Below are 25,096 nucleotides of genomic sequence, written 5' to 3' on the forward strand. Positions count from 1 at the left end.
GGTGGCGTCATGACGTCACTCCACCCCGCCCTCGCCGACTCCCTCAATGCCGAGCGCGCCTACCACGACACCTGCCGGGAGGCCCTCGCCGCGATGGTCGAGGGCGCGGCCGAGCAGGTCGTCGTGGGCGAGGACGTCTCCGCCTCCGGCGCCGACGCCGAAGTCCTCGGGTACCGCCTGCGCAGCCGGGCCGCGGAGATGCGCGCACTCCCGCCCGGCCCGCTGTTCTTCGGCCGCCTGGACTTCGCCGACGACGCCCCCGGGCACGGCGGGCAGAGCTACCACCTCGGCCGGCTCCGGATCACCGAGGACCCGGCCGCCCCGCCCCTGGTGGTGGACTGGCGGGCCCCCGTCTCCCGCGCCTTCTACCAGGCGAGCGCCCGCGATCCGCAGGGCGTCGGCACCCGGCGCCGGTTCGGCTGGGCACCCGGCAGCCGGGGCGACTCCGCCGACCTCACCGGGCTGGAGGACGAGCGCCTGGGCCGGGGCGAGTCGCGGGCCGGCGACATCCTCGCCCGCGAGATCGCGCGGCCCCGCGTCGGTCCCATGCGGGACATCGCGGCCACCATCCAGCCCGAACAGGACGACCTCGTACGGGCCGCCCTCGCCGACTCCGTGTGCGTGCAGGGCGCCCCCGGCACCGGCAAGACCGCCGTCGGACTGCACCGCGCCGCCTATCTGCTCTACACCCACCCCAAGCGGCTCCGGCGCTCCGGCCTGCTCATCCTCGGCCCGAACCGCACCTTCCTCGGCTACATCGCGGAGGTGCTGCCCGCCCTCGGCGAGACGGGCGTACGCCAGTCCACCCTCCTGGAGGAGATCGCCCGCCACCCCGTCTCCGGCACCGACCCCGTCGCGACGGCCACCGTCAAGCACGATCCCCGCATGGCCGAGGTGCTGCGCCGGGCGCTCTGGGCGCATGTGAGCGCGGAGGGGGTCACCGACCTCGCCGTACCGGACGGCTCGCACCGCTGGCGGGTGCCCGCCGCCGAACTGGCCGCCGTGGTCGAGCAGGTGAGGGCCGAGGAGCCGCCGTACTCCGTCGGCCGGGAACGGGTGCGCACCCGGCTGGTCCGGCGGCTGCGGGAGCAGGCCGAGCGGCGCTCCGGGGTGCTGCCCGCCTCCTGGGTCCGCCGGATCGAGCGGTCCCGGCCGCTCACCGCCCACCTCGACGCCGTCTGGCCCCGCGTCCGCCCCGAGGAGGTCCTCACCGCCCTCCTCACCGACGGCGCGGTGCTGGCCCGCGCGGCCGACGGGCTGCTGGACCCCGACGAGCGGGCGGCGCTGCTGTGGCCGCGCCCGCCGCGCTCCTTCAAGTCCGCCCGCTGGTCGGCCGCCGACCTCGTCCTCCTCGACGAGCTGTCCGGACTCGCCGAACACCCCGAGGGCTACGGCCACCTCGTCGTCGACGAGGCGCAGGACCTGTCGCCCATGGAGTGCCGGGCGATCGCCCGCCGGGCCGTCTTCGGCTCGCTCACCGTCCTCGGCGACCTCGCCCAGGGCACCACGCCGTGGGCCGCCCGCGACTGGTCCGCGCAGCTGCGCCACCTCGGCCGGCCGGGCGCCGCCGTGGTGCCGCTCACCATCGGGTTCCGGGTGCCCGCCGCGGTCGTCGAGCTGGCCAACCGGCTGCTCGGCCGGCTCGACGTGGCCGTCCCCGCCGCCCGGTCCCTGCGGGCCGACGGCGAGCTGACCGTCCGCCCGACCGACGACGTCCCCGGCACGACCGTGACCGCCGTACGGGAGGCACTCGCGCGGGAGGGCTCGGTCGGGGTCGTCGCGGCGGACGCGGACGTGGCCGCCGTACGGGAGGCGCTCGCCGCCGCGGGGATCACGGCGGCCGGGCCCGAGACACTCGGCGCCCGCGTGACCCTCGTACCGGCGAGCCTGGTCAAGGGACTGGAGTACGACCACGTCGTCGCGGTGGAGCCGGCCGCCGTCGCCGAGGCGGAGGAGCGCGGCGCGCACCGGCTGTACGTCGTGCTGACCCGGGCGGTCTCCCGGCTGGACGTGGTGCACGCCCGGCCCCTGCCGTTCTGAGCCGGGGCCGGGCCGGGCCGCCGGGGGCCATCCTTGGACCGTGACCCTGCTCTTCCTCGACGTCGACGGCCCGCTCATCCCCTTCGGGGCGGCGGACCGCCCGTACCCGGTGTACCCGGGTCCGCGGGTGCCCGGCCCGGAGCACCCGCTGCTCACCCGCGTCGACCCGGCCCTCGGACCCCGGCTTCTCGCGCTGGGCTGCGTCCTGGTGTGGGCCACCACCTGGCTGGACGACGCCAACACCGGCCTCGCGCCCCGGCTGGGCCTGCCCGCGCTGCCGGTCGTGCGGTGGCCGGACGAGGACGAGCCGCCCGGCCCCCTGCACTGGAAGACCCGGCCGCTGGTCGCCTGGGCGGCGGGCCGACCCTTCGTCTGGGTGGACGACGAGATCACCGAGGCCGATCGCGCCTGGACCGCCGTCCACCACCCCGGCCCGGCCCTCCTCCACCGGATCGACCACCGGCACGGCCTCACGGACGCGGATTTCACCGCGCTGGAGGAGTGGCTGGCGGCCGTGCCCCGCTGAGCCGGGGAACGGCCGGCGCGGCGGGTCAGGTGCCGACGTAGTCCGCGAGGTGTTCGCCCGTCAGGGTGGACCGCGCGGCGACCAGGTCGGCGGGGGTGCCCTCGAAGACGACACGGCCGCCGTCGTGGCCGGCGCCGGGACCCAGGTCGATGATCCAGTCGGCGTGGGCCATGACCGCCTGGTGGTGCTCGATGACGATCACCGACTTGCCCGCCTCCACCAGCCGGTCCAGCAGGCCGAGCAGCTGCTCCACGTCGGCGAGGTGGAGACCGGTCGTCGGCTCGTCCAGGACGTAGATCCCGCCCTTGTCGGACATGTGCGTGGCCAGCTTCAGCCGCTGCCGCTCGCCGCCGGACAGCGTGGTGAGCGGCTGGCCGAGGGTGAGGTAGCCGAGGCCCACGTCGGCCATGTGCGTGAGGATCCGGTGCGCGGCGGGGGTGCGGGCCTCACCGGCGCCGAAGAACTCCCCGGCCTCGGTCACCGACATCGCCAGCACCTCGCTGATGTCCCGGCCGCCGAGGTGGTACTCCAGCACCGACGCGTCGAACCGCTTGCCCTCGCACTCCTCGCAGGTGGTGGCGACGCCGGCCATCATCGCGAGGTCGGTGTAGACGACGCCCGCGCCGTTGCAGTTCGGGCAGGCGCCCTCGGAGTTGGCGCTGAACAACGCCGGCTTCACGCCGTTGGCCTTGGCGAACGCCTTGCGGATCGGCTCCAGCAGCCCGGTGTACGTCGCCGGGTTGCTGCGGCGCGAGCCGCGGATCGGGCTCTGGTCGACGGAGACCACGTTCTCGCCGGCCGGGATCGAGCCGTGCACGAGGGAGCTCTTGCCGGAGCCGGCGACTCCGGTGACGACGGTCAGCACCCCGAGCGGGATGTCCACGTCGACGTCCCGCAGGTTGTGCGTCGAGGCGCCGCGGATCTCCAGGGCGCCGGCCGGCTTGCGCACCGTCTCCTTGAGCCGGGCCCGGTCGTCCAGGTGCCGGCCGGTGAGGGTGCCGCTCGCCCGTAGCTGCTCGACGGTGCCCTCGAAGCAGACCGTCCCGCCCGCCGTGCCGGCGCCGGGGCCGAGGTCGACCACGTGGTCGGCGATCGCGATCGCCTCCGGCTTGTGCTCCACGACCAGCACGGTGTTGCCCTTGTCGCGCAGGCGCAGCAGCAGGTCGTTCATCCGCCGGATGTCGTGCGGGTGCAGGCCGATGGTGGGCTCGTCGAAGACGTAGGTGACGTCGGTGAGGGAGGAGCCGAGGTGGCGGATCATCTTCACGCGCTGCGCCTCGCCGCCCGACAGCGTGCCCGCCGGCCGGTCGAGCGAGAGGTAGCCGAGGCCGATCTCCACGAACGAGTCGAGGGTGTCGCCCAGCGCGGTGAGCAGCGGCCCCACCGACGGTTCGGCCAGCCCCCGCACCCACTCGGCGAGGTCGCTGATCTGCATCGCGCAGGCGTCGGCGATGCTGATCCCCCCGATCTTCGAGGACCGGGCCGCCTCGCTCAGCCGGGTGCCCGCGCAGTCGGGACAGGTGGTGAAGGTGACCGCCCGGTCCACGAACTCCCGGATGTGCGGCTGCATCGCCTCCCGGTCCTTGGCGAGCATCGACTTCTGGATCCGCGGGACGAGGCCTTCGTACGTCATGTTGATGCCCGCGATCTTCATCCTGGTGGGCTCGCGGTACAGGAAGTCCTGCAGCTGCCTCTTGGTGAACGCGCGGATCGGGGTGTCCGGGTCGTACAGGCCGGACTCGGTGTAGAGGCGGTGGTTCCAGCCGCCGGCCTTGTACCCGGGGACCGTGAGCGCGCCCTCGGATAGGGACTTGGACTCGTCGAAGAGCTGAGTGAGGTCGATGTCGGTGACCGAGCCCCGGCCCTCGCAGCGCGGGCACATGCCGCCCGTGATGCTGAACTCGCGCCGCTCCTTCACCGTCTGCCCGGCGCGCTGCACGGTGACCGCGCCGGCCCCGCTGATCGAGGCCACGTTGAAGGAGTACGCCTTGGGCGAGCCGATGTGCGGCTCGCCGAGCCGGCTGAAGAGGATGCGCAGCATCGCGTTGGCGTCGGTGGCGGTGCCGACGGTGGAGCGGGGGTCGGCGCCCATCCGCTGCTGGTCGACGATGATCGCGGTGGTCAGCCCGTCCAGGACGTCGACGTCGGGACGCGCCAGCGTCGGCATGAAGCCCTGCACGAAGGCGCTGTAGGTCTCGTTGATCAGCCGCTGCGACTCGGCGGCGACGGTGTCGAACACGAGCGAGCTCTTGCCCGAGCCGGAGACACCGGTGAACACGGTCAGCCGGCGCTTGGGGATCTCGACGCTGACGTCCTTGAGGTTGTTCTCCCGCGCGCCGTGCACCCGGATCAGATCGTGACTGTCGGCGAGGTGCGGCGCGGACGCCGCCGCGTCCGCCGCGTCCGTCATCGGGGGCGTGGTCATCGTGTCTCCGTCCGTCGGGGCCGCAGCCGACACTAACCGCGGCCCGGCCGTCCCGGCTTCTCGATTCCTGACCGATGGCGCCGGGGCGCGACGCGCGGGCGCACTTTTGCAAGCGGGTGCTTGCAATTGTTAGCGACAGTGGGGCAAGGTGGAGGCATGGCATCGCTCAACGTCGGCAATCTCGGTGACTACCTGCGCGAGCAGCGGCGCAACGCCCAGCTGTCGCTGCGGCAGCTCGCCGATGCCGCCGGGGTGTCCAATCCGTACCTGAGCCAGATCGAGCGCGGGCTGCGCAAGCCCAGCGCGGAGGTGCTCCAGCAGGTCGCCAAGGCCCTGCGGATCTCCGCCGAGACGCTGTACGTCCGCGCCGGGATCCTCGACGCGGAGAGGGACCGGGACGAGGTGGAGACGCGCGCCGTCATCCTCGCCGATCCCTCGCTCAACGAGCGGCAGAAGCAGGTGCTGCTCCAGATCTACGAGTCCTTCCGCAAGGAGAACGGATTCGGGATCGGCGAGCCCGCGGTGGTCGAGGACGACGAGGACGGCGCGGGGTTCACGGACCAGGACACCGGCGACACCGCCGTGCGCGGCACCCGCACGGCCGGCGCAGACGATGCGGGCCCGCGGCGGACGGCCGGGTAACCGGACCAGGGCACCGGCCCCCCACCGCGGACCACACCAACCTCAGCCGAACGCGAATCCGGGAGGACCCTCACCATGGCGATCAGCGACGACCTGCGCAAGACCCTCAGCGACCCGAAGCCGCTCTACTTCGCCGCCGGCACCGCCGACCTGGCGCTCCAGCAGGCCAAGAAGGTGCCCGGCCTGGTCGAGCAGCTGCGCGCCGAGGCCCCGGCCCGCATCGAGGCCGTGCGCAACACCGACCCGAAGGCCGTGCAGGAGAAGGCGGCCGCCCGGGCCAAGGAGGCGCAGGAGACCCTGCAGACCAGGGTCAACGAGCTGCTGGGCACCATCGACGTCGACCTGAAGAAGCTCGGCGAGACCGCTCAGGACCTCGCCCTGCGCGGTGTCGGTGTCGCCGCCGAGTACGCGGTCAAGGCCCGTGAGGCCTACGAGAAGGTGGCCGAGCACGGCGAGGCGACCGTGAAGACCTGGCGCGGCGAGGCCGCGGAGGAGATCGAGGACCTGGCCATCGCCGTCGAGGGCAAGGCCGAGCCGGTCGAGGTCAAGGACGAGCCGAAGCCCGCCGAGGCGCCGGCCGGTGCCGCCGCGGAGAGGAAGCCCGTGGCGAAGAAGGCCCCGGCCCCGCGCAAGAGCACCCCGGCCGCCACGAAGAAGACGCCCCCGCCGGCCAAGTGACACGACGGCCGGGACGGGCTCGGGCCGGGCACCTTCGCGGTGTCCGGCCCGTTGTATGGGTACGGTGGCTGTACTGACGACTCGACCGGGGTGGTGGGCTCTGTGCTGATGACGGCATTCGGCGGCTTCATGTGGCTGCTCTTCACCGCCATGCTGGCGATGGCGGTGGTGGCCCTGGTGATGGCCGCGCTGTTCCGGGACGACGCCTATCGCGCGGCGGACAAGCAGAACAAGGGCTTCTGGCTGATCATCCTGGGCGTCGCGGTCGCGGTGAACCTCTTCGTCCCGATGCTGTTCCTGCAGCTCGCGGGCCTGGTGGCGACGATCGTCTTCTTCGTGGACGTCCGCCCGGCCCTCGTGCAGGTCTCCGGCGGCCGGGGCTTCGGCCGCCGCCGCGGGGGCAGCAGCAGCGACGGTCCGTACGGGCCGTACAACGGCGGCCGCTAGCGGCGTCCCCCGGATCCCCGCGCCCAAAGGGTGCGGGGATCCGTGCGTGCGGCCACGGTCCGCCGGCACCCGCGCCGACGGGCGACGCCTACGGCGCCCGGTCGAGCAGCACCACGGCGACGTCGTCCGTCAGCTCACCGCCGTTCATGTCGCGCACCTCGCTCACCGCGGCCCGCAGCAGCTCCTCGCCGCGCAGCCCCTCGGAGAGCTGGCGGCGGATCATCGCCACCATGCCGTCCTGGCCGAGCCGGTCCCCGTCCGCGCCGACCCGGCCCTCGATCAGGCCGTCGGTGTAGAGCATCAGGCTCCACTCGGCGCCCAGCTCCACCTGCATGCGCGGCCAGCGGGCGCCCGGCAGCAGACCGAGGGCGGGGCCGTTGTTGTCGTACGGCAACAGGCGCGCGGGCCGGCCGGGGCGGGCGATCAGCGGTGCCGGGTGGCCGGCCAGGCACAGACCGGCCCGGCGCCCGTCGGGGGCGATGTCCACCGTGCACAGCGTCGCGAAGATCTCCTCGTCCGCGCGCTCGTGCTCCAGCACCTCCTGGAGCGTGCCCAGCAGCTCGTCCCCGCACAGCCCGGCCAGGGTCAGCGCCCGCCAGGCGATGCGCAGCTCCACACCGAGCGCGGCCTCGTCCGGGCCGTGGCCGCAGACGTCGCCGATCATGGCGTGCACCGTGCCGTCGGGGGTGCGCACGGCGTCGTAGAAGTCACCGCCGAGCAGGGCCCGGGACCGGCCGGGGCGGTAGCGGGCGGCGAACCGCAGCGAGGAGCCCTCCAGCAGCGGGGTGGGGAGCAGGCCGCGCTCCAGGCGGCGGTTCTCCTGCGCGCGCAGCCTGCCCTCGGCGAGCCGGCGCTCGGCGGTGTCGGACCGCTTGCGCTCCACCGCGTACCGGATGGCACGGCTGAGCAGACGCCCGTCCAGCTCGTCCCGGAAGAGGTAGTCCTGGGCGCCCACGCGCACGGCCTCCGTGCCGCGCTCGGCGTCGCCGGAGGCGGTCAGCGCGAGCACGGCGTGCCGGGGCGCGAGCTGGAGGACGTGCTTGAGCACGGCCAGCTCGTCGTCCGCGCCGGAGCCTCCGGGGGCCGGGAGCGCCAGGTCCAGCAGGATGCAGTGGACGTCGTCGGTGAGCAGCCGCTCGGCCTCGGTGAGGTTGCGGGCGGTGCGGACGCGCATCGGCTTTCCGGCCGGGTCCAGCAGATCGGGCACGATCGGCGAACCCGCCGGGTCGTCCTCGATCAGCAGCAGGGTGAGAGTGGCGCCGTTGCTGGGCACGGGCGTGGCGTCGCGGTGGGCCTCTTCCTTGAGGGGGCCGCCGATTGCGGAGGCGGCCGGCGCCTGACCACTCTCCACGGCCGGGATCGCTCTCTGCCGCGGTACGGGTACGGGCATCGTCTGGGTTCCTTCCCTCCCCCCGAGGGCACGGTGGCGCCGAGGGGTCTCGGCCCACCGACGGGTGACCCTAGCGGCATTGCCCACCCCGATGGAATGGTGTGAGCCGGGTCGCTCCCGTGCAGGCCGCTGTCATATGCCGCGTTCCGTACCGCAGTTGGACAGGCCGCCACCCGGGCGGGGATGACGAAGCTCACTCCCGGGCCCGGTTCGGGCGGAGGCTGGCCGTGCGGTGGGTCACATGACGTGCGTCACCGGGGAGATGACGGCGGGCCCGTGCGGCCCGTGGTGCGCCTCACGCGTCGGGGCGTACGACGCCCAGGATGGGCATCGAGCCGGCGCCCGCGACCGTCACCGAGCGCCCCGGGCGCGGGGCGTGGATGATCGCGCCGTCGCCGATGTACATCGCGACGTGGCTGGCGTCACCGAAGTAGATGACGAGGTCGCCGGGGCGCATGTCCTTGACGTCGACGTGCCGCAGCTGCTTCCACTGCTCCTGCGAGGTGCGCGGGACGGGGTGGCCGGCCGCCGCCCAGGCCTGGGAGGTCAGGCCCGAGCAGTCGAAGGAGTCCGGTCCCTCGGCGCCCCACACGTACGGCTTGCCGAGCTGGGCGGTGGCGAACGCGACGGCCTTCTTGCCCCGCGCGGAGGCCTTGCCGTCGACGTCCTTGAGGACGCCGGTGTCCAGCCAGGCGGTCTGGGCCTTGAGGGCGGCCGCCTCCTCCAGCTTGGCGAGCCGCTCCTTCTCCTTCTTCTCCAGCTGCGACTCGAGCTTCTCGGCGGCGTCGATCTGCCGCTCGATCCTCTTCTTCGCGGCGGCCTTGGCCTTGCGGCCCGCCTCCAGCTTCTTCCACTGCGCGGAGGCGTCGTCGGCGTACTCCCGCAACTCCTTCTGGGTGCGGGTGACTTCGCCGAGCAGCTTCTTCGTCGCCGACTGTCCCTGCAGGACCAGTCCGGCGCCGTCCAGGAACTGTCCCGGGTCGTCGCTGAGCAGGAACTGGGCGGTGGGGGGCAGGCCGCCGGTGCGGTACTGGGAGCGGGCGGCGGCGCCCGCCTGGTTCTTGAGTCTCTTCAGCCGCTGCTGCCCCTCGACGATCTTCTTGGCCAGCGCGACGATCTCGGCGGACTGCTTCTCCGCCTTCTCCTCGGCCGCGTTGTAGGCGTCGGTGGCGACGGCCGCGTCGTGGTAGAGCCCGTCGAGCTTCTGGCGGACCCGCTCGAGGTCCTTGTCGGGCGGCGGAGTCGGGGCGGTGGGGGTACCGCTCGCCTTGGGGGTGGGCGCGGGTGTCGGGGTGGGAGCCGCGAAGGCCGTTCCGGGTGCCGCGAGGACGGTCACCGTGCAGACCACGGTCAGGGCGGCCGTGAGCAGGCCGCGCTTGCCCGGACCCATACCTGTTCCCCCAAACTGATTTACCGTCAGTAACTTACGGTCGCCTGAGGGATCGTGCCACGGCCGCGCGCAAAGCGACAGAGGTCGTCGGACGTCGGATTTCCCCCGTCGGCCGCCGCGTACGGCGATCTCCCCGCCGGTGTGACGTACGACGCGTGGGATGGGTTCCCGTGACGCCAGGGGCCCGGTATGTCCGGTGTGCAGGCGTCCGCCGACGGGCTGTTGTCAGCCCCGCGGGGCCAACGCCTCCCAGGCCACCGTCACTTCGCCCTGGCGCCAGCGGGCGGGCCGGTCCGTCACCGGCCAGTCGGCCGTCAGGTCCCCCACCGCGCGCAGCCAGCGCTGGCGGGCGCCGTAGGAGGCGTAGGGCGCGGCGGCGGCCCAGGCGCGGTCGAAGTCGCGGAGGAAGGCGTGCACGGGCTCACCGGGGACATTGCGGTGGATCAGTGCCTTGGGCAGCCGCTCGGCGAGGTCGGAGGGGCGCTCCAGGGAGCCCAGCCGGGTGGCGAAGGTGACCGTGCGGGGGCCCTCCGGGCCGAGCGCCACCCAGACGTGCCGCCGGCCGATCTCGTCGCACGTCCCCTCCACGAGCAGTCCGCCGCGCGAGCCGTCGCCGGCCGGGGCGAGCCGGGCGCACAGCCGCTCCCACACGGCGGCGACCTGGGCCTCGTCGTACTGCCGCAGCACGTTGGCGGCGCGGATCAGGGCCGGCCGCCCGGGCACCGGCACCTCGAAGCCGCCGTGCCGGAAGGCCAGGCCCTCCCGCTCGTACGGCCGGGCCGCCGCCACCCGGTCCGGTTCGATCTCGACGCCGACCACCCGGGTGCGGGGCGCCGCCGCCCGGAGCCGGGCCAGCAGTTCCACGGCGGTCCAGGGCGCGGCTCCGTAGCCGAGGTCGACGGCGACCGGGGCGCTCGCCCGGCGCAGTTCCGCGCCGTGCACGGCCGCTATCCAGCGGTCCATGCGGCGCAGCCGGTTGGGGTTGGTCGTCCCGCGCGTCACCGTTCCCACGACGGCTCCGCCCGCGCCCGGGCGGAGCCGGGAGCGGGAGTGGGTGGCTGCGCGGGCTGTCATATCCCACAGGGTAAGTGGGCGCGGCGGGGCCCGGTGCCGTGCCGCGGCCCGCGCGAGACGTCGCCGTCGTTCGAACGGTTGAGCGAGTGAGGGTAATGATTGGGCAAAGCCAGGTGATCGGGAAATGGCAGGGCACCCGTCGGCTGTTGGACCCAGTCGGAGGGCGGGGTCCGCCCCGGTGCCCGGCATGCCCACAGCGAGGAGGAACGCCACGTGAGCCAGTACGTCAGCAGGCTCGGGCGACGCTCCCCGGCCGCCGCCTCCCGGCTCCGGCTGTACCGCCGGCCGCGCCGGGTCGCCATGCTCTCGGTGCACACCTCCCCGCTCCACCAGCCCGGCACCGGCGACGCCGGCGGCATGAACGTCTACATCGTGGAGCTGGCCCAGCGGCTGGCCGCGATCAACATCGAGGTCGAGATCTTCACCCGGGCCACGGCCGGCGGCCTCGACCCCACGGTCGAGCTGGCGCCCGGGGTCCTCGTCCGGCACGTGGACGCGGGCCCCTACGAGGGTCTGGCCAAGGAGGACCTGCCGGCCCAGCTGTGCGCCTTCACCCACGGGGTGATGCAGGCCTGGGCCGGCCACCGCCCCGGCCACTACGACCTCGTGCACTCCCACTACTGGCTCTCCGGCCACGTCGGCTGGCTCGCCGCACAGCGCTGGGGGGTTCCCCTGGTGCACGCCATGCACACCATGGCCAAGGTCAAGAACGCCAACCTGGCCGACGGCGACACCCCCGAGCCCGCCGCCCGGGTCATCGGCGAGACGCAGATCGTGGCCGCCTCCGACCGGCTCATCGCCAACACCACGGAGGAGGCCGGCGAACTGGTCCGGCACTACGGGGCCGACCCCGCCAAGGTCGCCGTCGTCCACCCCGGGGTGAACCTCGACCGCTTCCGCCCCGCCGACGGCCGCGCCGCGGCCCGCGCCCGCCTCGGCCTCCCGCAGGACGCCCTGATCCCGCTGTTCGCGGGCCGCATACAGCCGCTGAAGGCGCCGGACGTGCTGCTGCGGGCGGTGGCCGTGCTGCTCGACGAGCGTCCGGAGCTGCGCTCCCGCATCGTCGTCCCGGTCGTCGGCGGTCCCAGCGGCAGCGGGCTCGCGAAGCCGGAGGGGCTGCAGAAGCTCGCCGCGCGGCTCGGCATCGCGGACGTCGTACGGTTCCAGCCGCCGGTCGGCCAGGAGCAGCTCGCCGACTGGTTCCGGGCGGCGTCGCTGCTCGTCATGCCCTCCTACAGCGAGTCCTTCGGCCTGGTGGCGATAGAGGCGCAGGCGGCCGGCACCCCGGTCCTCGCGGCGGCGGTCGGCGGTCTGCCGGTGGCCGTGCGCGACGGCGGCACCGGCTTCCTCGTGGGCGGCCACGACCCGGCCGAGTACGCCCGCGTGCTGCGCCGTTTCGCCGACCAGCCCTCGCTCTGCACCACCATGGGCGAGGCCGCCGCCCGGCACGCCGAGTCCTTCGGCTGGGACACGGCGGCCGCCGCCACCGCCGACGTCTACACGGCCGCGACCCAGTCCCACCGCCGTCGCGTACGCTCCCACCATGGGTGATGTCGAGAAGACCGGACAGGTCCTGGAGGCGTTCCTGAAGGACGCCGAACTGGAGTGGGAGAGCCCCGAGTCCGGCAATTACGTGGTCAAACTGCCCGGCACGCGCAAGCTCTCCACCACGGTCTCCCTCCTCGTCGGCAGGCACTCCCTCTCCCTCAACGCCTTCGTCGTCCGCCACCCCGACGAGAACGAGGCCGGCGTCCACCGCTGGCTCCTGGAGCGCAACCTCAAGCTGTACGGGGTGAGTTACGCCGTCGACCGGCTTGGCGACGTCTACGTCACCGCCCGCCTCCCGCTCGCCTCGGTCACCCCCGACGAGATCGACCGCCTCCTCGGCCAGATCCTGGAGGCCGCCGACGGCGCCTTCAACACCCTGCTGGAGATGGGCTTCGCCTCCTCCATCCGCAAGGAGTACGCCTGGCGCGTCTCCCGCGGGGAATCGACCCGGAACCTGGACGCGTTCAAGCATCTGATCGAGCGCTCGACGGACTGACGGGCCCTCTCCTCCCTTTTCCCTTTCTCTCACGCTCTTTGTTGCGTACGCCCCCTTTCCCGCCCGGCGGGTCCGATGGCATGCTCACCGCCGACGCATTCCTGAACATCGTTCACAAGGATGAATGAGAAGGGGCGGGTGGACATGAGCAACGCGCACCTCACCAGACGGACTCTCCTCGCGGGCGCGACGGCGGTGGCCCTCGGCGCCGCGACCGGAACCGCCCGGGCGGCCGAAGTGCCCTCGATCTGGAGGGAGTTCCGGCGCACCCCGTTCACCCACCCGCAGATCCCCTACGTGGGCCGGGCCGGGTGCCGCGCCGGGGCCCGCCGCTTCCCCCGCCCCCGCGTCGTCGCGGACGTCACCGACTTCGGCGCCGTCGCCGACGGCAGCACCGACTGCGCCCCCGCGATCAACCGTGCCCTCGCCGCCGCCGGAAGGGCCGGCGGGGGCACGGTCACCATCCCGCCCGGCACCTTCCGCATCGACGACGTCATCCGCGTCGGCGCCTCGAACGTCGTCCTGCGCGGCGCCGGCAGCGGCCGTACGACCCTGTACGCCACGAAGAACCTCACCGAGCTGATCGGCGCCTACGGCTCCCGCTACGGCGGTGACAAATCCTCCTGGTCCTGGGCCGGGGGCCTCATCTGGCTCGCCCCGAGCGCCCGTTGGGACTCGCTCGTCGCCGCCATCAGGTCCCGCGCCTGGCCCTTCGAGGGCTGGACCGGCAACCGGCGGGACGAGTGGACCACCCTCACCGCCGTCGAACCGGCCCGGCGGGGCGAGTGGACGATCACGGTCGCCGACCCGGCCCGGCTGCGCCCCGGCCGGCTCGTCCTGCTCCGCCTCGCCGACGACCCCGGCCACACCCTGCTCCAGCACATGGCCGGCGGCGGCCCCGGCCCGGCCGCCTACTCCTGGGCCGACAAGACGAAACTGACCTCCTACGTCCCCTACGAGTGGCCCGTGCGCGTCACCCGCGTCCACGGCCGCCGCGTCACCCTCGAACGCCCGCTCCCGCTCGACGTGCGCCCGGAGTGGGACCCCCGGCTGACCACGCACGTGACCGAGCTGACCGGCTCCGGCGTCGAGGGCCTCACCCTTCGTGCGGTCCGGACCCCGCAGTCCCCGCACCTCCTCGACAAGGGCTACAACGGTGTCGTCCTGCAGTGCGCCTACGACTGCTGGGTGGACGACGTCACCGTGCGGGACGTCGACAACGGGTTCGGCCTCGTCGCCGCCTCCGCCTGCACCCTGCGCCGCACCCGGGTCGCCGGACGCGGCTCGCACCACCCCTACTTCTGCCGCGAGGGCTCCCACGACAACCTGGTCGAGGACTTCACCGTCGAGGAGCGCACCGTCCCCGCGCCCGCGGGCACCCAGCTGCACGGCATCAACGTGGAGGGCCTGTCCTCCCACAACGTCTGGTCGCGCGGCGACATGCGGATGGGCACCTTCGACAGCCACCGCGGACTGCCCTTCGCGAACGTCCGCACCGACATCACCGTGGACAACGACGGCCGCCACGGCGGGGACGCCAGTGCCGGACCGCTCTTCGGCGCCCGCTTCACCCACTGGAACATCCGGGTCACCAACGGCCGCGCGGGCCTGATGAGGATCGACGGCCTGGCACCGTACTCGGCGACGGTCGGCATCAACGAGGTCACCGAGTTCGACCAGACCGACGTCCCCGACTTCACCGGCGATCTCCACTCCCGCCTGGAGCTGTACGGCACCACGGACGCCGTCCGCCCGCGCAACCTGTACGAGGCTCAGCGCACGCTGCGGTAGCGCCCCGGCGTCACCCCGACCAGCTTCCTGAAGTGCCGGGTGAGGTGCGCCTGGTCGTAGAAGCCGGCCGCCGGCGCCACCTCGCCCGGCGGCAGCCCGTCCAGCAGCAGCCGCCGGGCCCGGCCGATCCGGCGGGACATCAGGTACCGGTGCGGGGCGATGCCGTACGCGGCGCTGAACGCCCGTACCAGATGGGCGGGGTGGGCGTGCAGCAGCCGCGCCGCCTCCGCCAGCGCGACGCCCTCGACGACGCGTGCGTCGAGCAGCTCCCGCAGCCCACGGGCCAGGGCCGGGTCCGTAGGCGCCGGCGCCCGCTCCGGCCGGCGCCGCAGATGGTCACGCAGCCGCTCGCCGACGAGGGTCAGCCGGCTCTCCGCCTCCAGCTCGTCGCCGGGGCGGGCGAGCGCCGCGTGCAACTGGCCCACGCGCCGCCGCAGCAGCGGGTCCCGCAGGTCGGGCCCGTCCACCGCCGCACCGATCAGTTCCTCGCCCAGCCGGCTGCTGTCCAGGTACACCACGCGCTTGCGGAAGCCGTCCGGGGTGGCGGGGGCGCCGTTGTGCGGCACGTGCGGCGGCAGCAGCGTCACGGTGTCGAGCGGGGTGCCGTGCTCGTGCCGGTCGAGGTCGTAGCGGACGGCGCCGTCGTCGACGATGAGCAGCGTCCAGGCGTCATGGACGTGCATCGGATAGGCGTACTCGGTGAAGCGGGCGTGGAAGACCTCCGTGACACCCGGTACACGGGGGCGCCACGCGGTGACTTCCTGCCGGGCGGCCATGCAAAGAACGTACAAGACCGGGGCGTACGGCGATCGGCAGTCTCATTCCATGAGCACTGAACCCATCCGATTCGACACGAAGATCGCCGTGCTGCTGCGCGAGGACCTGGAGCCCTGGCAGCGCCTGAACGTGACCGCGTTCCTGGTCAGCGGCCTGGGCGCGACGATCCCCGAGGTGGTCGGGGAGCCGTACGAGGACGCGGACGGGGTGGCCTACCTGCCGATGTTCCGGCAGCCGGTGCTGGTCTTCGAGGGCACCAAGGAGGTCCTGAAGGCGGCGCACGAGCGGGCACTGAGCCGGGCCCTGCCCCGCGCCGTCTTCACCGCCGACCTGTTCGCCACGGGCAACGACCGCGACAACCGCGCGGCGGTCCGTGCCGTCACCACCGCCGGACTCGACGTGGTCGGGCTCGCCGTGTACGGCCCGCGCAACGGCGTGGACAAGGTGCTGAAGGGGGCGCGGATGCATCCCTGACGCCCCCCTCGGCCCACCGGGCGCCGCTCAGCCGAACATGCCCGGCACGTAGTCGCCGGCGGGCTGCCGGACGATGACGTTCGCCCGGTTGTAGGCGTTGATCACGGCGATGAGCGCCACCAGGGCGGCCAGCTGCTCCTCGTCGTAGTGCAGGGCGGCGTTCGCCCAGGCCTCGTCCGTGACCCCGCCCGCCGCGTCGGCGATCCGGGTGCCCTGCTCGGTCAGCTCCAGCGCGGCCCGCTCGGCCTCGGTGAACACCGTGGCCTCCCGCCAGGCGGCGACCAGGTGCAGGCGCGTGGCCGTCTCCCCGGCCGCGGTGGCGTCCTTGGTGTGCATGTCGGTGCAGAACGCACACCCGTTGATCTGGCTGGCGCGGATCTTCACCAGCTCCTGCACGGCCGCCGGCAGGGACGAGTCGGCGACCGCCCGGCCCGCCGCGTTGAAGTGCTTGAAGACCTTGCCGGCCAGCGGGTCGGTGAGAAGGTTCAGTCGAGCGTCCATGGTCTGCTCCCGTTGTGGTTGCCGCTGCTTGCACCTCTCTGACGCGGCGGCGCACCGGGATGTGACAGGCCCGGCCGTGAGGCACGTCACACGGCGGGCGCCTCGGCCACCGCCTCCGCCGGGACCACGGCCGGCACCGGCCGTTCCGGGGGCAGGCGGCGCATCAGCATGCCGTACCCGACGCCGGCCGCCGTGCCCACCGCGGCGCACATCGCCCACAGCCACTCGGCGCCGAACCGGTCGATGACCGCGCCGGACATCAGCGGCGCCACCAGCGCCGCCACGGACCAGGACAGGGTGTACATGCCCTGGTAGCGGCCGCGGCCGTGCACCGGGGACAGCCGGACGACCAGCCCGGTCTGGGTCGGGGCGTTGACGATCTCGGCGAGGGTCCACACGCACACCGTGAGCATGAAGACGCCGACCGACCCGGCGAAGGCGGTCAGCCCGAAGCCGTAGCCCGCCAGGACGGAGGAGACGATCAGCAGGGTGCGCGGGTCGCGGTGCTCGATGAGCCGGGTGACCGGGATCTGCAGGGCGACGATCAGGACACCGTTGACGGCGATGGCGAGGCCGTAGTCGGCGGGCGAGAAGCCGGCCCGGCCCATGGCCACCGGCAGGCCCACCGAGCCCTGCTGGAAGACCAGGGCGACGAGGAAGGACAGGCCGACGACGGCCATGTACCGGCCGTCCCGCAGCACGGTGCCGAGCCGGACGCTGTCCGCCGCCCCCTTGGCGCCCACGACCGCCGGCCGGGACTCGGGCACCTTGAGGAAGACGACGAGCGCACAGGCCAGGGTCATGCCGGCCTCGATCAGGAACCCGGCGAGGTAGCTGAACTCGGCGATGAACCCGGCGGCCGCGGAGGAGACGGCGAAGCCGAGGTTGATGGCCCAGTAGTTCAGGGAGAAGGCGCGGACGCGGTCCTCCGGGCGGACGATGTCGGCCATCATCGCCTGCACCGCCGGCCGGGAGGCGTTGGAGGCCATGCCGACGAGGAAGGCGACCGCGGCGATGGCGGCAGGGTCGGTCATGAACCCGAGCAGCGCGACCGAGGCGGCCGTGGCGGTCTGCGCGACGAGGAGGGTCGGCCGGCGGCCCAGCCGGTCCGCCATGACCCCGCCGCCGAGCGCCGAGACGACACCGCCGAGACCGTGCAGCGAGGCGACGAGACCGGCGTACGACGCCGAGTACCCGCGGTCGAGGGTGAGATAGAGGGCCATGAAGGTGGCCACGAACGCGCCGAGCCGGTTGACGAGAGTGCTGGTCCACAGCCACCAGAACTCGCGGGGCAGCCCGGAGACGGTCTCCCGGGCGGCGCGTCTCAGGGTGGCTGGCGACATCGTTTCCCCCCAGGGGTGGTAAGTGGCTCCGGCGGCAGGCACAAGTTACCGACGGAGGCCGCCGGAGCACCACTCGATTAGCGGGAAGCGTCAATCGACGCGCCGGGCGTCCTCCAGCGCCGCCGGCCGCCGCGGCCGTACGGCGCGCCGCGGCAGCCCCCGCCCGGCCGGGACGCGCAGGCCCGTGTGCGCGGCGACCAGGTGCGACGCGGCGCCGGGCACCCGCTCGAAGCGGCTGGGGAAGGGGAACTTGCGCTCCAGGAAACCTCGGAGGGCGGCCTGCGCCGCGGCCCGGTCCGCCGGGGCGGTGTCCACGTCGTTGAGGCAGAAGAAGTCCACGTCCTCACCGGCCGCGAGGCGCGCCAGCCGCCGCCGCATGTCCGGGGTGCCCAGCTGCACGTAACGGAAGAGGTAGTCCGCCGGGACGCCCCGGCCCGTCGCGATCGCCCAGTGGTGGTGGAGGGTGGAGGCGGGGGCGACGTCCGAGGTCGAGCGGAAGCGCGAGTACGACGTCCGCTCCAGCTCCTCGATCTCCAGTCGCTCCATCTCCCGCATCACCGAAAGCAGTTGGGGGTGCGGGGTGTGCAGCGACTTGTGGGTGATCTGCCGGCCGTGGAAGCGCCGGATCACCTCGCGGGTGTTCTTGCCCGCGGAGTTCGGCGCCGGCTCCAGCGGGTGCGGATCCCCGACGCCCAGCTTCAGCGGGGACAGCGGGATCCGGGCGATGCCGTTGCCGTGGAAGAAGTGCTCGGCCCGCACCGGGCGGTTGATGAACACGTCGTCGTTGAAGTAGAGGTAGTGCTCCGACAGCCCCGGGATGTGGTGCAGCCGGCTCTCTATGGCGTGCGAGTTGAACACGGGCAGCGCGTCGGCCGGGAGGATGTCCCGGTGGTCCACCACGGTCAGGCCCTCCGCCTCCGGGTCCAGCCAGGACGGGACCTGCGAGTCGGTCACCAGGTAGACGTGCCGGACGAACCCGGCGTACATCTCCAGCGACCGCAGCGCGTACCGCAGTTCGTCATGACTGGTGTAGCGGGAGGCGCCGGTCTCGCGCGGGGCGATGGCGCCCGCCGAACGCTCCTGGTGGGCGCGGCGCTTCGCGGCCAGCGCCGGGTCGTCACCGTCGACCCAGGTGTACACGGCGTCGACGGGGAACAGCACCTCGTCGATGCCGGCCGCGGCGAACGGGGCGAACGTCGGCACCTTCCGGCCGCTGCCCGCCGCCGTCGCCGGCTGCCGCGCCGACACCGGCAGCACCTCCGCCACCGGGTTGCCGCGCGGGGCGACGAGCGCCGCGGGGAAGACGTCCGGCAGCCGGTTGCCGGGCACGGTCAGCCAGGACGGGTCCGGGCCCGCGGTGCCGAGGTCCCGGCCGCGGTGCCAGAACTCGATGTCGCAGCCCGCCTCCAGACCGCCGAGCACCTGCCCCGACGGGCCGAGCCGCACCACGCCGGTGCGCAGCACGTCGGCCTGCCGCAGCGCCCGCGGCAGCCGGCCGTCGGCCCACAGCGCCGCGTGGGTCACCGAGCCGTCCGCGCCCACCGCGCCGACGTACCGGGCGGTGCGGGCGAACCGCTGCGCGGCCCGGGCGAGCACCACCTCGCGGTACGTCGCCTCGACCCCGATCACCTGCCGCGGCGCGGTGGACCCCTGCTCGGCGGGGACCAGGAAGTACGGCACGCCCGCCGTCTGCAGCAGGGAGCACATCAGCTCCAGGTCCGCGGCGCCCGCGCCCGCCGCGGTGTACCAGGCGACCGTACGGCCGTACAGCCGCAGCGGCCCGGCGGAGATCCGGCGCACCCCGGGGACGGCGGCTCTCAGCCGCCGCCGGGCGGGGGCGGCCCGCAGGGCCCACAGCCGGGCCGACAGCCAGAGCCGCAGGCGCACCATCAGGTCCCGTACGGCCCGGATGCCCGGGGCCGGCGCGAAGCGGTGACGGAGGTCCATGGCCGCGGCCCCGTCAGCTCTGCTTCTCGGCGGGGTTCGCGGACGGCGCGGGCTTCTCGTAGGGGCTCGGGAACGGGAAGTAGTCCTCCAGGAACTCGTGCATCCGGACGCTGACCTGCTCGCGCTCCTCCGGCGGCACGTCGACGTCGTTGAGGCAGAAGAAGTCGAAACGGCGGTTGCGGCGCAGGTCGGTCAGCCGCCGGTCGGCGTCGGGGCGGCTGATGTTGACGTAGCGGAAGCTGAACCGGCCCGCCACACCGCTGCCGGTCATCAGCGCGTACTGGTACAGCAGCGGGGCCGTCATGGCGATGTCCGACGGCGAGCGGAACCGGGACGCCGTGGTCCGGCCGATCTCCTCGGCGAACAGCTCCTCCAGCGTGCGCAGCGTCTCGCGCTGCTGCGGCAGCGGGGTGTGCATGAAGTTGTTCGTCGTCATCCGCCCGAACTTCTCCAGCAGCAGCCGCCGTACGTTCTTGCTGGCGGAGTTGGTGGCCGTCTCCTCGGCGTGCGGCTTGCCGACGCCGATCTTCAGCGGGGACACCGGGATCTTCATCAGGCCGCTGCCGTGGAAGAAGTGCTCCGGGGTGATGCGGCGGCCGACGAACACGTCGTCGTTGAAGTACAGGTAGTGGTCCGACAGACCCGGGATGTGGTGCAGCCGGGTCTCGATCGCGTGCGAGTTGAACACCGGCAGCACGTCCGCCGGGAAGATGTCGCGGTGGTCGACGACCGTGATCCCGGGGGCGGTGTCGTCGAGCCAGTGCGGCTTCTGGCCGTCGGTCACGATGTAGATGTGCCGGACGAAGTCGGCGTACATGGCCAGCGAGCGCAGGGAGTACTTCAGCTCGTCGTGGCTGGTGTAGCGGGAGGCGTTGGTCTCCTTGTCCAGGATCTCGGCCGTGCCGCGCTCCTGGTACCGGGCCCGCTTGGCCCGCATCGCGGGCTCCTCGCCGTCCACCCAGGTGTAGACGACGTCCACGGGGAACGTCACCTGGTTCACCGTCGGCAGGGTGAGCGGGGCGAAGGCCGGCAGCTCCCGCTCGCCCACCCGCACGGTCACCGGCTTCTGCTCGGCCGCGGGCAGCACGTCCGTGACACCGTTGTTGCGCGGGGCGATCAGGGACTCGGCGAAGACGTCGGCGGACGCCTGCGGCTGCACCTTGGCCAGGCGCCGCGGGCCGTCGGCGGACTCCAGCAGCTGCCCGCCGTCCTCCCAGAACTCCACGTCGCAGGCGAGCTCCGGCCCGGCGAGCAGCTGGCCGGCCGGTCCGAGGTGGTTCTCGCCGATCCGCAGCACGGGGGCGGTGCGCAGCGGGGCCGGCAGCACGCCGTCCAGGAACATCGCCGGGTGCTTGAGCTGTCCGCCGGGCAGCGGCCTGCCGATGAACACCGCCTTCCCCGCGTTCCGCGCCTCCAGGGCGTCGAGGAAGCGCTCCCGGTCGACGACGTTCACGCCGAGGACGTGGCGGGTGCGGGACGCGACGACGAAGTACGGCACGCCCTCCTGCTCCAGCGCGGCCACGACCAGGTCGAGGTTGGCGGCGGCCGCTTCCGCGGCGCTGAACCGGTCCACGACCCGCCCGTACAGCTCCTGGCCGCGCACCCGCACCGGGCGCAGCACCGGATCCGTGACCGCGGCCCGGCGACGGCGGCGCATGGTGCGCAGCTGCCAGACCCGCTCGGCGGCCTTCCGCTCTACCCTCGGCCGCATGCGGCGGGCAAAAGAACGCACGGTCACGCTCTGTGCTCCTCTTCCTGAACCCCTCAACCAACCTGGCGATATGCAGACAGATGGTTGTGGCGAAAGGTTGTACGACAGTTAACCCGGCCTTTGGAAAGTGAGGCGCGACACAGTCCCCGCCGTGCCCGTTGTCCACGGAGTGACGGCGAACCACGGCCCCGAAACACCTTGGGTAGGCTCGACGGCATGGCCGACGCACCGTACAAGCTGATCCTCCTCCGCCACGGCGAGAGCGAGTGGAACGCGAAGAACCTGTTCACCGGCTGGGTGGACGTCAACCTGAACGAGAAGGGCGAGAAGGAGGCGGTCCGCGGCGGTGAGCTGCTCAAGGACGCCGGCCTGCTCCCCGACGTGGTCCACACGTCCCTCCAGAAGCGCGCGATCCGCACCGCCCAGCTCGCGCTGGAGGCCGCCGACCGCCACTGGATCCCGGTCCACCGCAGCTGGCGCCTGAACGAGCGCCACTACGGCGCCCTCCAGGGCAAGGACAAGGCGGCGACGCTGGCCGAGTTCGGCGAGGAGCAGTTCATGCTCTGGCGCCGCTCGTACGACACCCCGCCCCCGCCGCTGCCGGACGACTCCGAGTTCTCCCAGTTCGACGACGCGCGCTACGCCACGCTCCCGCCGGAGCTGCGCCCGCGGACGGAGTGCCTCAAGGACGTCGTCATCCGGATGCTCCCGTACTGGTACGACTCGATCGTCCCCGACCTGCTGACCGGCCGCACGGTCCTGGTCGCGGCCCACGGCAACAGCCTGCGCGCGCTGGTCAAGCACCTCGACGGCATCTCCGACGCCGACATCGCGGGCCTGAACATCCCGACGGGCATCCCCCTCGCCTACGACCTCGACGCCGACTTCCGCCCGGTCACCCCGGGCGGCAAGTACCTCGACCCGCAGGCGGCCGCGGCAGCGATCGAGGCGGTCAAGAACCAGGGCAAGAAGAAGTAAGCCCGCACGATCAAGCCCCCTACCTGCGGTTTTATCGCGAGTAGGGGGCTTGTTTCTGTACTGGGGCCGTCGCTGGGCCGTGAACGGGATCCGGGGCCGCTGTCAAGCGTTCCCGTGTGCCTCGGTGAAAAGCGATGTGCCCGGTATGCTGGTCGCGCCTCATCTGAACCTCCCCTGAACTCCGTCTAGACGCACGTGAGTTCCAAGGCCCCGGCCTGAGAAGCGGGCCGGCTGGAGGAGAAGGGAGGCGGTAGAGGTGAGCCTTGAGAAGGACAGGCCTCGTAGGTGGACCGGCGCTGAGAAGTGGCAGGTCTGGCTTGCGGGAGTCAGCCTGCTGGTGACCACCGCTATCAGCGTGATGCAGCTCGCTCGATGAGCGAGTCACGCGCGAGGACGGTCGCGACCGGGAGCTGTACATGCAGCGAGCCCGGTCTGCTCGTAGGCGACCGGGCTCGTTGACTGCATCAGGGCCTGGGTCCGGCGGCAACCGGATCCAGGTCCGCAGTCCTTCTACGCTCCAATCTCTCACGCGTGAAATCACGAATCAACTTTGTGCGCGTTGTCCGCGAACTTTGCTCGCTTGCTTTGTCAGCGAACCTCTCCACCGCAATGTCCGTGCGGCTGAAGCAATACCGGCCTGTGACCCCGGCGCATGTATTGCTGTCGTAGCCGACAAGCCGCAGGTCGACGACCCCAGCCTTCACGGTGGTGACGTAGACGGCGTGAACGCCCCAGGCGTGCCGCAGTCGCTCGGCAGAAGCCGCGAAGTCCGCGGGCCCTGGCCCGGCGCCAGGCGGAGACGGACCCACAGTCCGGTCGTGGTGGGTCTGATGATGCCCCGGCGCGGCGGTACAGGCCGCACTTCGCGCTGAGTCATGGCCTTGACGGCGAGGACTCGCAGCCGGGAGGGCGCCACGGTCAGGCCGCATGCATCCATGACCGAGCCGTATGAGCTGAGCAGCCGGACCGTGGAGGCCGGGAGGCCGACCGTGGACCAGTACGCCGCCGGGTGTTTGGCTCGGGCGTAGGCGGCCCCGCCGCCGAGTGCGGCGACCGGACCACCTACTTCGAGGAGCGTCGTCAGGTCGGACATCAGGCGGCGGCCCCGGTGGCGGCCGGGAAGGCGGCCGGGGTCACGGCGGCGGCCCGGTAGGCGATGCCGTGGTGTTTCTGGCCGCTGAAGACGGACTCCCACGGCCGGGCGATGAGGCCGGGCAGGGACACCGGTGAACCGAGGATCAGGCCCTCGGAGGCGCCACCCTCGGGAACGGCGACCTTATTGAGCGAGGACTCACCGTCCTGGATGTAGACGACGCCGATGGTCATCAGCGCCTCGCCGCTGGTCGCGACCTTGGCGATCTCGCCAGTCTGCCGGTCACGGACCTTGGCTCGGGAGCCTCCGTGAGGAGGATCGTCGCGGCGGAGGTCTATACAAGAGTCGCTCTGCGAGCCCGATCTCCGGGATCACGTAGATCTCCTTGGGACACAGCTCGCCTACTCGTCTATACGTGTAAGCGTGTCGGTGTGTACGAGTTCGGGGAAGCGTCCCCGCCCACTACCGCCGCTCCCGGGATCAGGTCGCCGGGAGCTGGTACGACAGGACGTACGCGTCCGCCGCCATGACCGTGTCGCAGACCTCGACGGCACGTCCTTCGGTGTCGAAGGCGGTCCGGATCAGGTGGATGACAGGCACGCCGGCCGCCAGGTGCAGGAGCTTCACCTCTGCGGGCGAGGGCATGCGGGCGCGAATCTCTTCCTCGAAGTGGTCGAGGTGGTGACCCAGCTCTTCGAGACGGGCGTAGATGCCGCCAGGGCCGGGGTTGGGCTCGGCGATAGGAGTGCCGCGGGCGATGTCGAGCGGGAGGTAAGAGGTCGCAAACTCGACCGGCCGCCCGTCGAGGAGATACCGACGCCGACGAGCGAGGACGCGCCGCACCGACCCGAGCCGGGTGGAGATGTCCTGACTGGGCTTCTCCTCCTTGACCTCCAGGCTGTCGACCGTCGGATGGCTCCCTGCAGCGTCGGCCTCCACGATGAAGGCGGACTTGCCCTGCTCGCGGTGGCGCCGGGCGAACCGGTCGGAGGCGAGCCGGCGCACCGGGGGACGCGGCCGGACGAAGACACCCTTGCCGTGCTCGGCGTGCACCAGGCCCTCACCCGTGAGGACGGAGAAGGAGTTCCGGACGGTCATCCGGGAGACGCCGTAGTGCTCGACCAGCTCGGCTTCGGAGGGCAGCTTCTCGCCCTCTCGGAATCGCCCACGGTCGATGGCTTCGCGCAGCTGGTCGGCGATCTGCCGGAAGACCGCACGATCGCTCGTGGGGTCGAGATCACCGAGGAGGCCCGAAGGAAGAGGGCTCACGTGAGTACTCCTTTAGGTATCTAGACGAGTGGGCGAGTTCTGTTGCTACGGTGGAGAGCCTAGCCAGCCGAGAGGGCCGAGGAACGTGAGCACTGAACGCCCGCACTCCGTGAGCGTCGCCGGGGTCGTCGTGGACGACCAGGGCCGGGCCCTCCTGATCCAGCGCCGGGACAACGGCCACTGGGAGCCGCCGGGCGGCATCCTCGAACGCGAGGAGACCATCCCGGAGGCTCTTCAGCGCGAAGTCCTCGAAGAGACCGGCATCAAGATCGCGCTTCCCGCGACTCTGACCGGCGTCTACAAGAACATGACGGGCTTGATCGTCTCGCTGGTTTTCCGCTGTGAAGCCGCCGACGGTGTGCCCACCACCGGTGACGAGACCCGCGCGCTGCGCTGGGCCACCCGCGAAGAGGTCACCGAGCTTGCCGACGAGGCGTACTCGATCCGCGTCCTGGACGCACTCGACGCGACGACCCCGCCGGCCATCCGCGCCCACGACGGCGTGAAACTCGTCTAGCCCGAACCCGCTGCACATGGCGGCCTACCAGCGTAAAGG

The 25,096-nt window shown here is 72.6% G+C and carries 21 protein-coding genes and 2 pseudogenes; 11 read left to right on the plus strand and 12 right to left on the minus strand.

What is annotated here, in order from left to right; translation table 11 throughout:
• The first annotated feature begins 9 nt into the window (after positions 1 to 9).
• Both N8I86_RS21035 and N8I86_RS21040 read left to right on the plus strand, forming a co-directional pair.
• On the plus strand, positions 10 to 2,040 hold the full coding sequence (locus tag N8I86_RS21035) for a HelD family protein (protein ID WP_263278433.1): 2,031 nt from the start codon (positions 10 to 12) through the stop codon (positions 2,038 to 2,040).
• A gap of 40 nt (positions 2,041 to 2,080) precedes the next feature.
• Positions 2,081 to 2,566 carry an HAD domain-containing protein gene (locus N8I86_RS21040; RefSeq protein WP_198960290.1) on the plus strand — a complete coding sequence of 162 codons (486 nt, stop codon included), beginning with the start codon at positions 2,081 to 2,083 and terminating at the stop codon, positions 2,564 to 2,566.
• 25 nt (positions 2,567 to 2,591) lie between these two features.
• Here the strand turns inward: N8I86_RS21040 and N8I86_RS21045 are convergent, their stop codons facing one another.
• The gene (locus tag N8I86_RS21045; protein WP_263278434.1) at positions 2,592 to 4,991 is read right to left on the minus strand and encodes an excinuclease ABC subunit UvrA; all 2,400 of its coding nucleotides are present in this window, start codon (positions 4,989 to 4,991) and stop codon (positions 2,592 to 2,594) included.
• Positions 4,992 to 5,147: 156 nt separating this feature from the next.
• Between N8I86_RS21045 and N8I86_RS21050 the strand changes: the two genes are divergently transcribed.
• The 3 genes from N8I86_RS21050 (at position 5,148) to N8I86_RS21060 (ending at position 6,758) form a co-directional block, all read left to right on the plus strand.
• The gene (locus tag N8I86_RS21050; protein ID WP_073887881.1) at positions 5,148 to 5,633 is read left to right on the plus strand and encodes a helix-turn-helix domain-containing protein; all 486 of its coding nucleotides are present in this window, start codon (positions 5,148 to 5,150) and stop codon (positions 5,631 to 5,633) included.
• Positions 5,634 to 5,708: 75 nt separating this feature from the next.
• Positions 5,709 to 6,311, plus strand: a complete 603-nt coding sequence (locus tag N8I86_RS21055; RefSeq protein ID WP_073887883.1) for a hypothetical protein — start codon at positions 5,709 to 5,711, stop codon at positions 6,309 to 6,311.
• 108 nt (positions 6,312 to 6,419) lie between these two features.
• Complete coding sequence (locus N8I86_RS21060) at positions 6,420 to 6,758, plus strand: DUF2516 family protein (protein WP_382985681.1); 339 nt, start codon at positions 6,420 to 6,422, stop codon at positions 6,756 to 6,758.
• 88 nt (positions 6,759 to 6,846) lie between these two features.
• On the opposite strand, the gene N8I86_RS21065 is transcribed toward N8I86_RS21060, so the two are convergent.
• From N8I86_RS21065 to N8I86_RS21075, 3 genes are all read right to left on the minus strand, one after another.
• The gene (locus N8I86_RS21065; protein WP_073887885.1) at positions 6,847 to 8,148 is read right to left on the minus strand and encodes a PP2C family protein-serine/threonine phosphatase; all 1,302 of its coding nucleotides are present in this window, start codon (positions 8,146 to 8,148) and stop codon (positions 6,847 to 6,849) included.
• Between the two features lie 295 nt (positions 8,149 to 8,443).
• Entirely contained in the window at positions 8,444 to 9,538 is a 1,095-nt protein-coding gene (locus N8I86_RS21070) for a C40 family peptidase (RefSeq protein ID WP_263278435.1), read from the minus strand.
• 225 nt (positions 9,539 to 9,763) lie between these two features.
• Positions 9,764 to 10,549, minus strand: a complete 786-nt coding sequence (locus N8I86_RS21075) for a class I SAM-dependent methyltransferase (RefSeq protein ID WP_198960335.1) — start codon at positions 10,547 to 10,549, stop codon at positions 9,764 to 9,766.
• A gap of 276 nt (positions 10,550 to 10,825) precedes the next feature.
• Here N8I86_RS21075 and mshA point away from each other — a divergent pair, with 276 nt between their 5' ends.
• The 3 genes from mshA to N8I86_RS21090 all read left to right on the plus strand — a co-directional run bounded on the left by mshA (position 10,826) and on the right by N8I86_RS21090 (position 14,447).
• Positions 10,826 to 12,163 carry a D-inositol-3-phosphate glycosyltransferase gene (gene mshA / locus N8I86_RS21080; RefSeq protein WP_073887890.1) on the plus strand — a complete coding sequence of 446 codons (1,338 nt, stop codon included), beginning with the start codon at positions 10,826 to 10,828 and terminating at the stop codon, positions 12,161 to 12,163.
• Positions 12,156 to 12,656, plus strand: coding sequence for a type III secretion system chaperone family protein (locus N8I86_RS21085; protein ID WP_123437196.1), 501 nt, complete (start codon positions 12,156 to 12,158; stop codon positions 12,654 to 12,656). Before mshA ends, N8I86_RS21085 begins: the two co-directional genes overlap by 8 nt.
• Before the next feature lie 144 nt (positions 12,657 to 12,800).
• The gene (locus N8I86_RS21090; RefSeq protein ID WP_263278436.1) at positions 12,801 to 14,447 is read left to right on the plus strand and encodes a glycoside hydrolase family 55 protein; all 1,647 of its coding nucleotides are present in this window, start codon (positions 12,801 to 12,803) and stop codon (positions 14,445 to 14,447) included.
• Here N8I86_RS21090 and N8I86_RS21095 read toward each other — a convergent pair.
• Complete coding sequence (locus tag N8I86_RS21095; RefSeq protein ID WP_263278437.1) at positions 14,429 to 15,223, minus strand: AraC family transcriptional regulator; 795 nt, start codon at positions 15,221 to 15,223, stop codon at positions 14,429 to 14,431. The genes N8I86_RS21090 and N8I86_RS21095 overlap by 19 nt on opposite strands.
• Before the next feature lie 49 nt (positions 15,224 to 15,272).
• On the opposite strand from N8I86_RS21095, the gene N8I86_RS21100 reads away from it, so the two are divergent.
• The gene (locus N8I86_RS21100) at positions 15,273 to 15,698 is read left to right on the plus strand and encodes a DUF2000 domain-containing protein (protein WP_073887897.1); all 426 of its coding nucleotides are present in this window, start codon (positions 15,273 to 15,275) and stop codon (positions 15,696 to 15,698) included.
• Positions 15,699 to 15,725: 27 nt separating this feature from the next.
• On the opposite strand, the gene N8I86_RS21105 is transcribed toward N8I86_RS21100, so the two are convergent.
• The 4 genes from N8I86_RS21105 to N8I86_RS21120 all read right to left on the minus strand — a co-directional run bounded on the left by N8I86_RS21105 (position 15,726) and on the right by N8I86_RS21120 (position 21,200).
• Positions 15,726 to 16,199 carry a carboxymuconolactone decarboxylase family protein gene (locus tag N8I86_RS21105; RefSeq protein WP_073887899.1) on the minus strand — a complete coding sequence of 158 codons (474 nt, stop codon included), beginning with the start codon at positions 16,197 to 16,199 and terminating at the stop codon, positions 15,726 to 15,728.
• Positions 16,200 to 16,285: 86 nt separating this feature from the next.
• On the minus strand, positions 16,286 to 17,542 hold the full coding sequence (locus N8I86_RS21110) for an MDR family MFS transporter (protein ID WP_263278438.1): 1,257 nt from the start codon (positions 17,540 to 17,542) through the stop codon (positions 16,286 to 16,288).
• 90 nt (positions 17,543 to 17,632) lie between these two features.
• Complete coding sequence (locus N8I86_RS21115; RefSeq protein WP_263278439.1) at positions 17,633 to 19,489, minus strand: stealth family protein; 1,857 nt, start codon at positions 19,487 to 19,489, stop codon at positions 17,633 to 17,635.
• A gap of 13 nt (positions 19,490 to 19,502) precedes the next feature.
• Entirely contained in the window at positions 19,503 to 21,200 is a 1,698-nt protein-coding gene (locus N8I86_RS21120; protein ID WP_263278440.1) for a stealth family protein, read from the minus strand.
• A gap of 216 nt (positions 21,201 to 21,416) precedes the next feature.
• Between N8I86_RS21120 and N8I86_RS21125 the strand changes: the two genes are divergently transcribed.
• Positions 21,417 to 22,178, plus strand: a complete 762-nt coding sequence (locus N8I86_RS21125; protein WP_073887903.1) for a phosphoglyceromutase — start codon at positions 21,417 to 21,419, stop codon at positions 22,176 to 22,178.
• 662 nt (positions 22,179 to 22,840) lie between these two features.
• On the opposite strand, the pseudogene N8I86_RS21130 reads toward N8I86_RS21125, so the two are convergent.
• The 3 genes and pseudogenes from N8I86_RS21130 to N8I86_RS21140 form a co-directional block, all read right to left on the minus strand.
• Positions 22,841 to 23,271: pseudogene (locus N8I86_RS21130) on the minus strand (FtsK/SpoIIIE domain-containing protein); the annotation flags it as partial.
• A pseudogene (locus N8I86_RS21135) lies at positions 23,271 to 23,590 on the minus strand (SCO3933 family regulatory protein). The pseudogenes N8I86_RS21130 and N8I86_RS21135, both read right to left, overlap by 1 nt.
• A 161-nt stretch (positions 23,591 to 23,751) precedes the next feature.
• Positions 23,752 to 24,540, minus strand: coding sequence for a GntR family transcriptional regulator (locus N8I86_RS21140; RefSeq protein ID WP_020940620.1), 789 nt, complete (start codon positions 24,538 to 24,540; stop codon positions 23,752 to 23,754).
• Between the two features lie 109 nt (positions 24,541 to 24,649).
• Here N8I86_RS21140 and N8I86_RS21145 point away from each other — a divergent pair, with 109 nt between their 5' ends.
• Positions 24,650 to 25,057: an NUDIX hydrolase gene (locus N8I86_RS21145; RefSeq protein ID WP_263280133.1), complete on the plus strand. Its 408-nt coding sequence runs from the start codon at positions 24,650 to 24,652 to the stop codon at positions 25,055 to 25,057.
• The last annotated feature ends 39 nt before the right edge of the window (positions 25,058 to 25,096 follow it).

This window comes from Streptomyces albidicamelliae (assembly GCF_025642175.1).
In the GTDB taxonomy this organism is placed as follows: Bacteria; Actinomycetota; Actinomycetes; order Streptomycetales; family Streptomycetaceae; genus Streptomyces; species Streptomyces albidocamelliae.

Excerpts from the sequence above, each read along its gene's own strand:
- N8I86_RS21035 (WP_263278433.1), top strand. The coding sequence starts at position 10 with ATGACGTCACTCCACCCCGCCCTCGCCGACTCCCTCAATGCCGAGCGC.
- N8I86_RS21045 (WP_263278434.1), bottom strand. The coding sequence starts at position 4,991 with ATGACCACGCCCCCGATGACGGACGCGGCGGACGCGGCGGCGTCCGCG.
- N8I86_RS21050 (WP_073887881.1), top strand. The coding sequence starts at position 5,148 with ATGGCATCGCTCAACGTCGGCAATCTCGGTGACTACCTGCGCGAGCAG.
- N8I86_RS21055 (WP_073887883.1), top strand. The coding sequence starts at position 5,709 with ATGGCGATCAGCGACGACCTGCGCAAGACCCTCAGCGACCCGAAGCCG.
- N8I86_RS21060 (WP_382985681.1), top strand. The coding sequence starts at position 6,420 with ATGACGGCATTCGGCGGCTTCATGTGGCTGCTCTTCACCGCCATGCTG.
- N8I86_RS21065 (WP_073887885.1), bottom strand. The coding sequence starts at position 8,148 with ATGCCCGTACCCGTACCGCGGCAGAGAGCGATCCCGGCCGTGGAGAGT.
- N8I86_RS21070 (WP_263278435.1), bottom strand. The coding sequence starts at position 9,538 with ATGGGTCCGGGCAAGCGCGGCCTGCTCACGGCCGCCCTGACCGTGGTC.
- N8I86_RS21085 (WP_123437196.1), top strand. The coding sequence starts at position 12,156 with ATGGGTGATGTCGAGAAGACCGGACAGGTCCTGGAGGCGTTCCTGAAG.
- N8I86_RS21090 (WP_263278436.1), top strand. The coding sequence starts at position 12,801 with ATGAGCAACGCGCACCTCACCAGACGGACTCTCCTCGCGGGCGCGACG.
- N8I86_RS21095 (WP_263278437.1), bottom strand. The coding sequence starts at position 15,223 with ATGGCCGCCCGGCAGGAAGTCACCGCGTGGCGCCCCCGTGTACCGGGT.
- N8I86_RS21100 (WP_073887897.1), top strand. The coding sequence starts at position 15,273 with ATGAGCACTGAACCCATCCGATTCGACACGAAGATCGCCGTGCTGCTG.
- N8I86_RS21105 (WP_073887899.1), bottom strand. The coding sequence starts at position 16,199 with ATGGACGCTCGACTGAACCTTCTCACCGACCCGCTGGCCGGCAAGGTC.
- N8I86_RS21110 (WP_263278438.1), bottom strand. The coding sequence starts at position 17,542 with ATGTCGCCAGCCACCCTGAGACGCGCCGCCCGGGAGACCGTCTCCGGG.
- N8I86_RS21115 (WP_263278439.1), bottom strand. The coding sequence starts at position 19,489 with ATGGACCTCCGTCACCGCTTCGCGCCGGCCCCGGGCATCCGGGCCGTA.
- N8I86_RS21120 (WP_263278440.1), bottom strand. The coding sequence starts at position 21,200 with ATGCGGCCGAGGGTAGAGCGGAAGGCCGCCGAGCGGGTCTGGCAGCTG.
- N8I86_RS21125 (WP_073887903.1), top strand. The coding sequence starts at position 21,417 with ATGGCCGACGCACCGTACAAGCTGATCCTCCTCCGCCACGGCGAGAGC.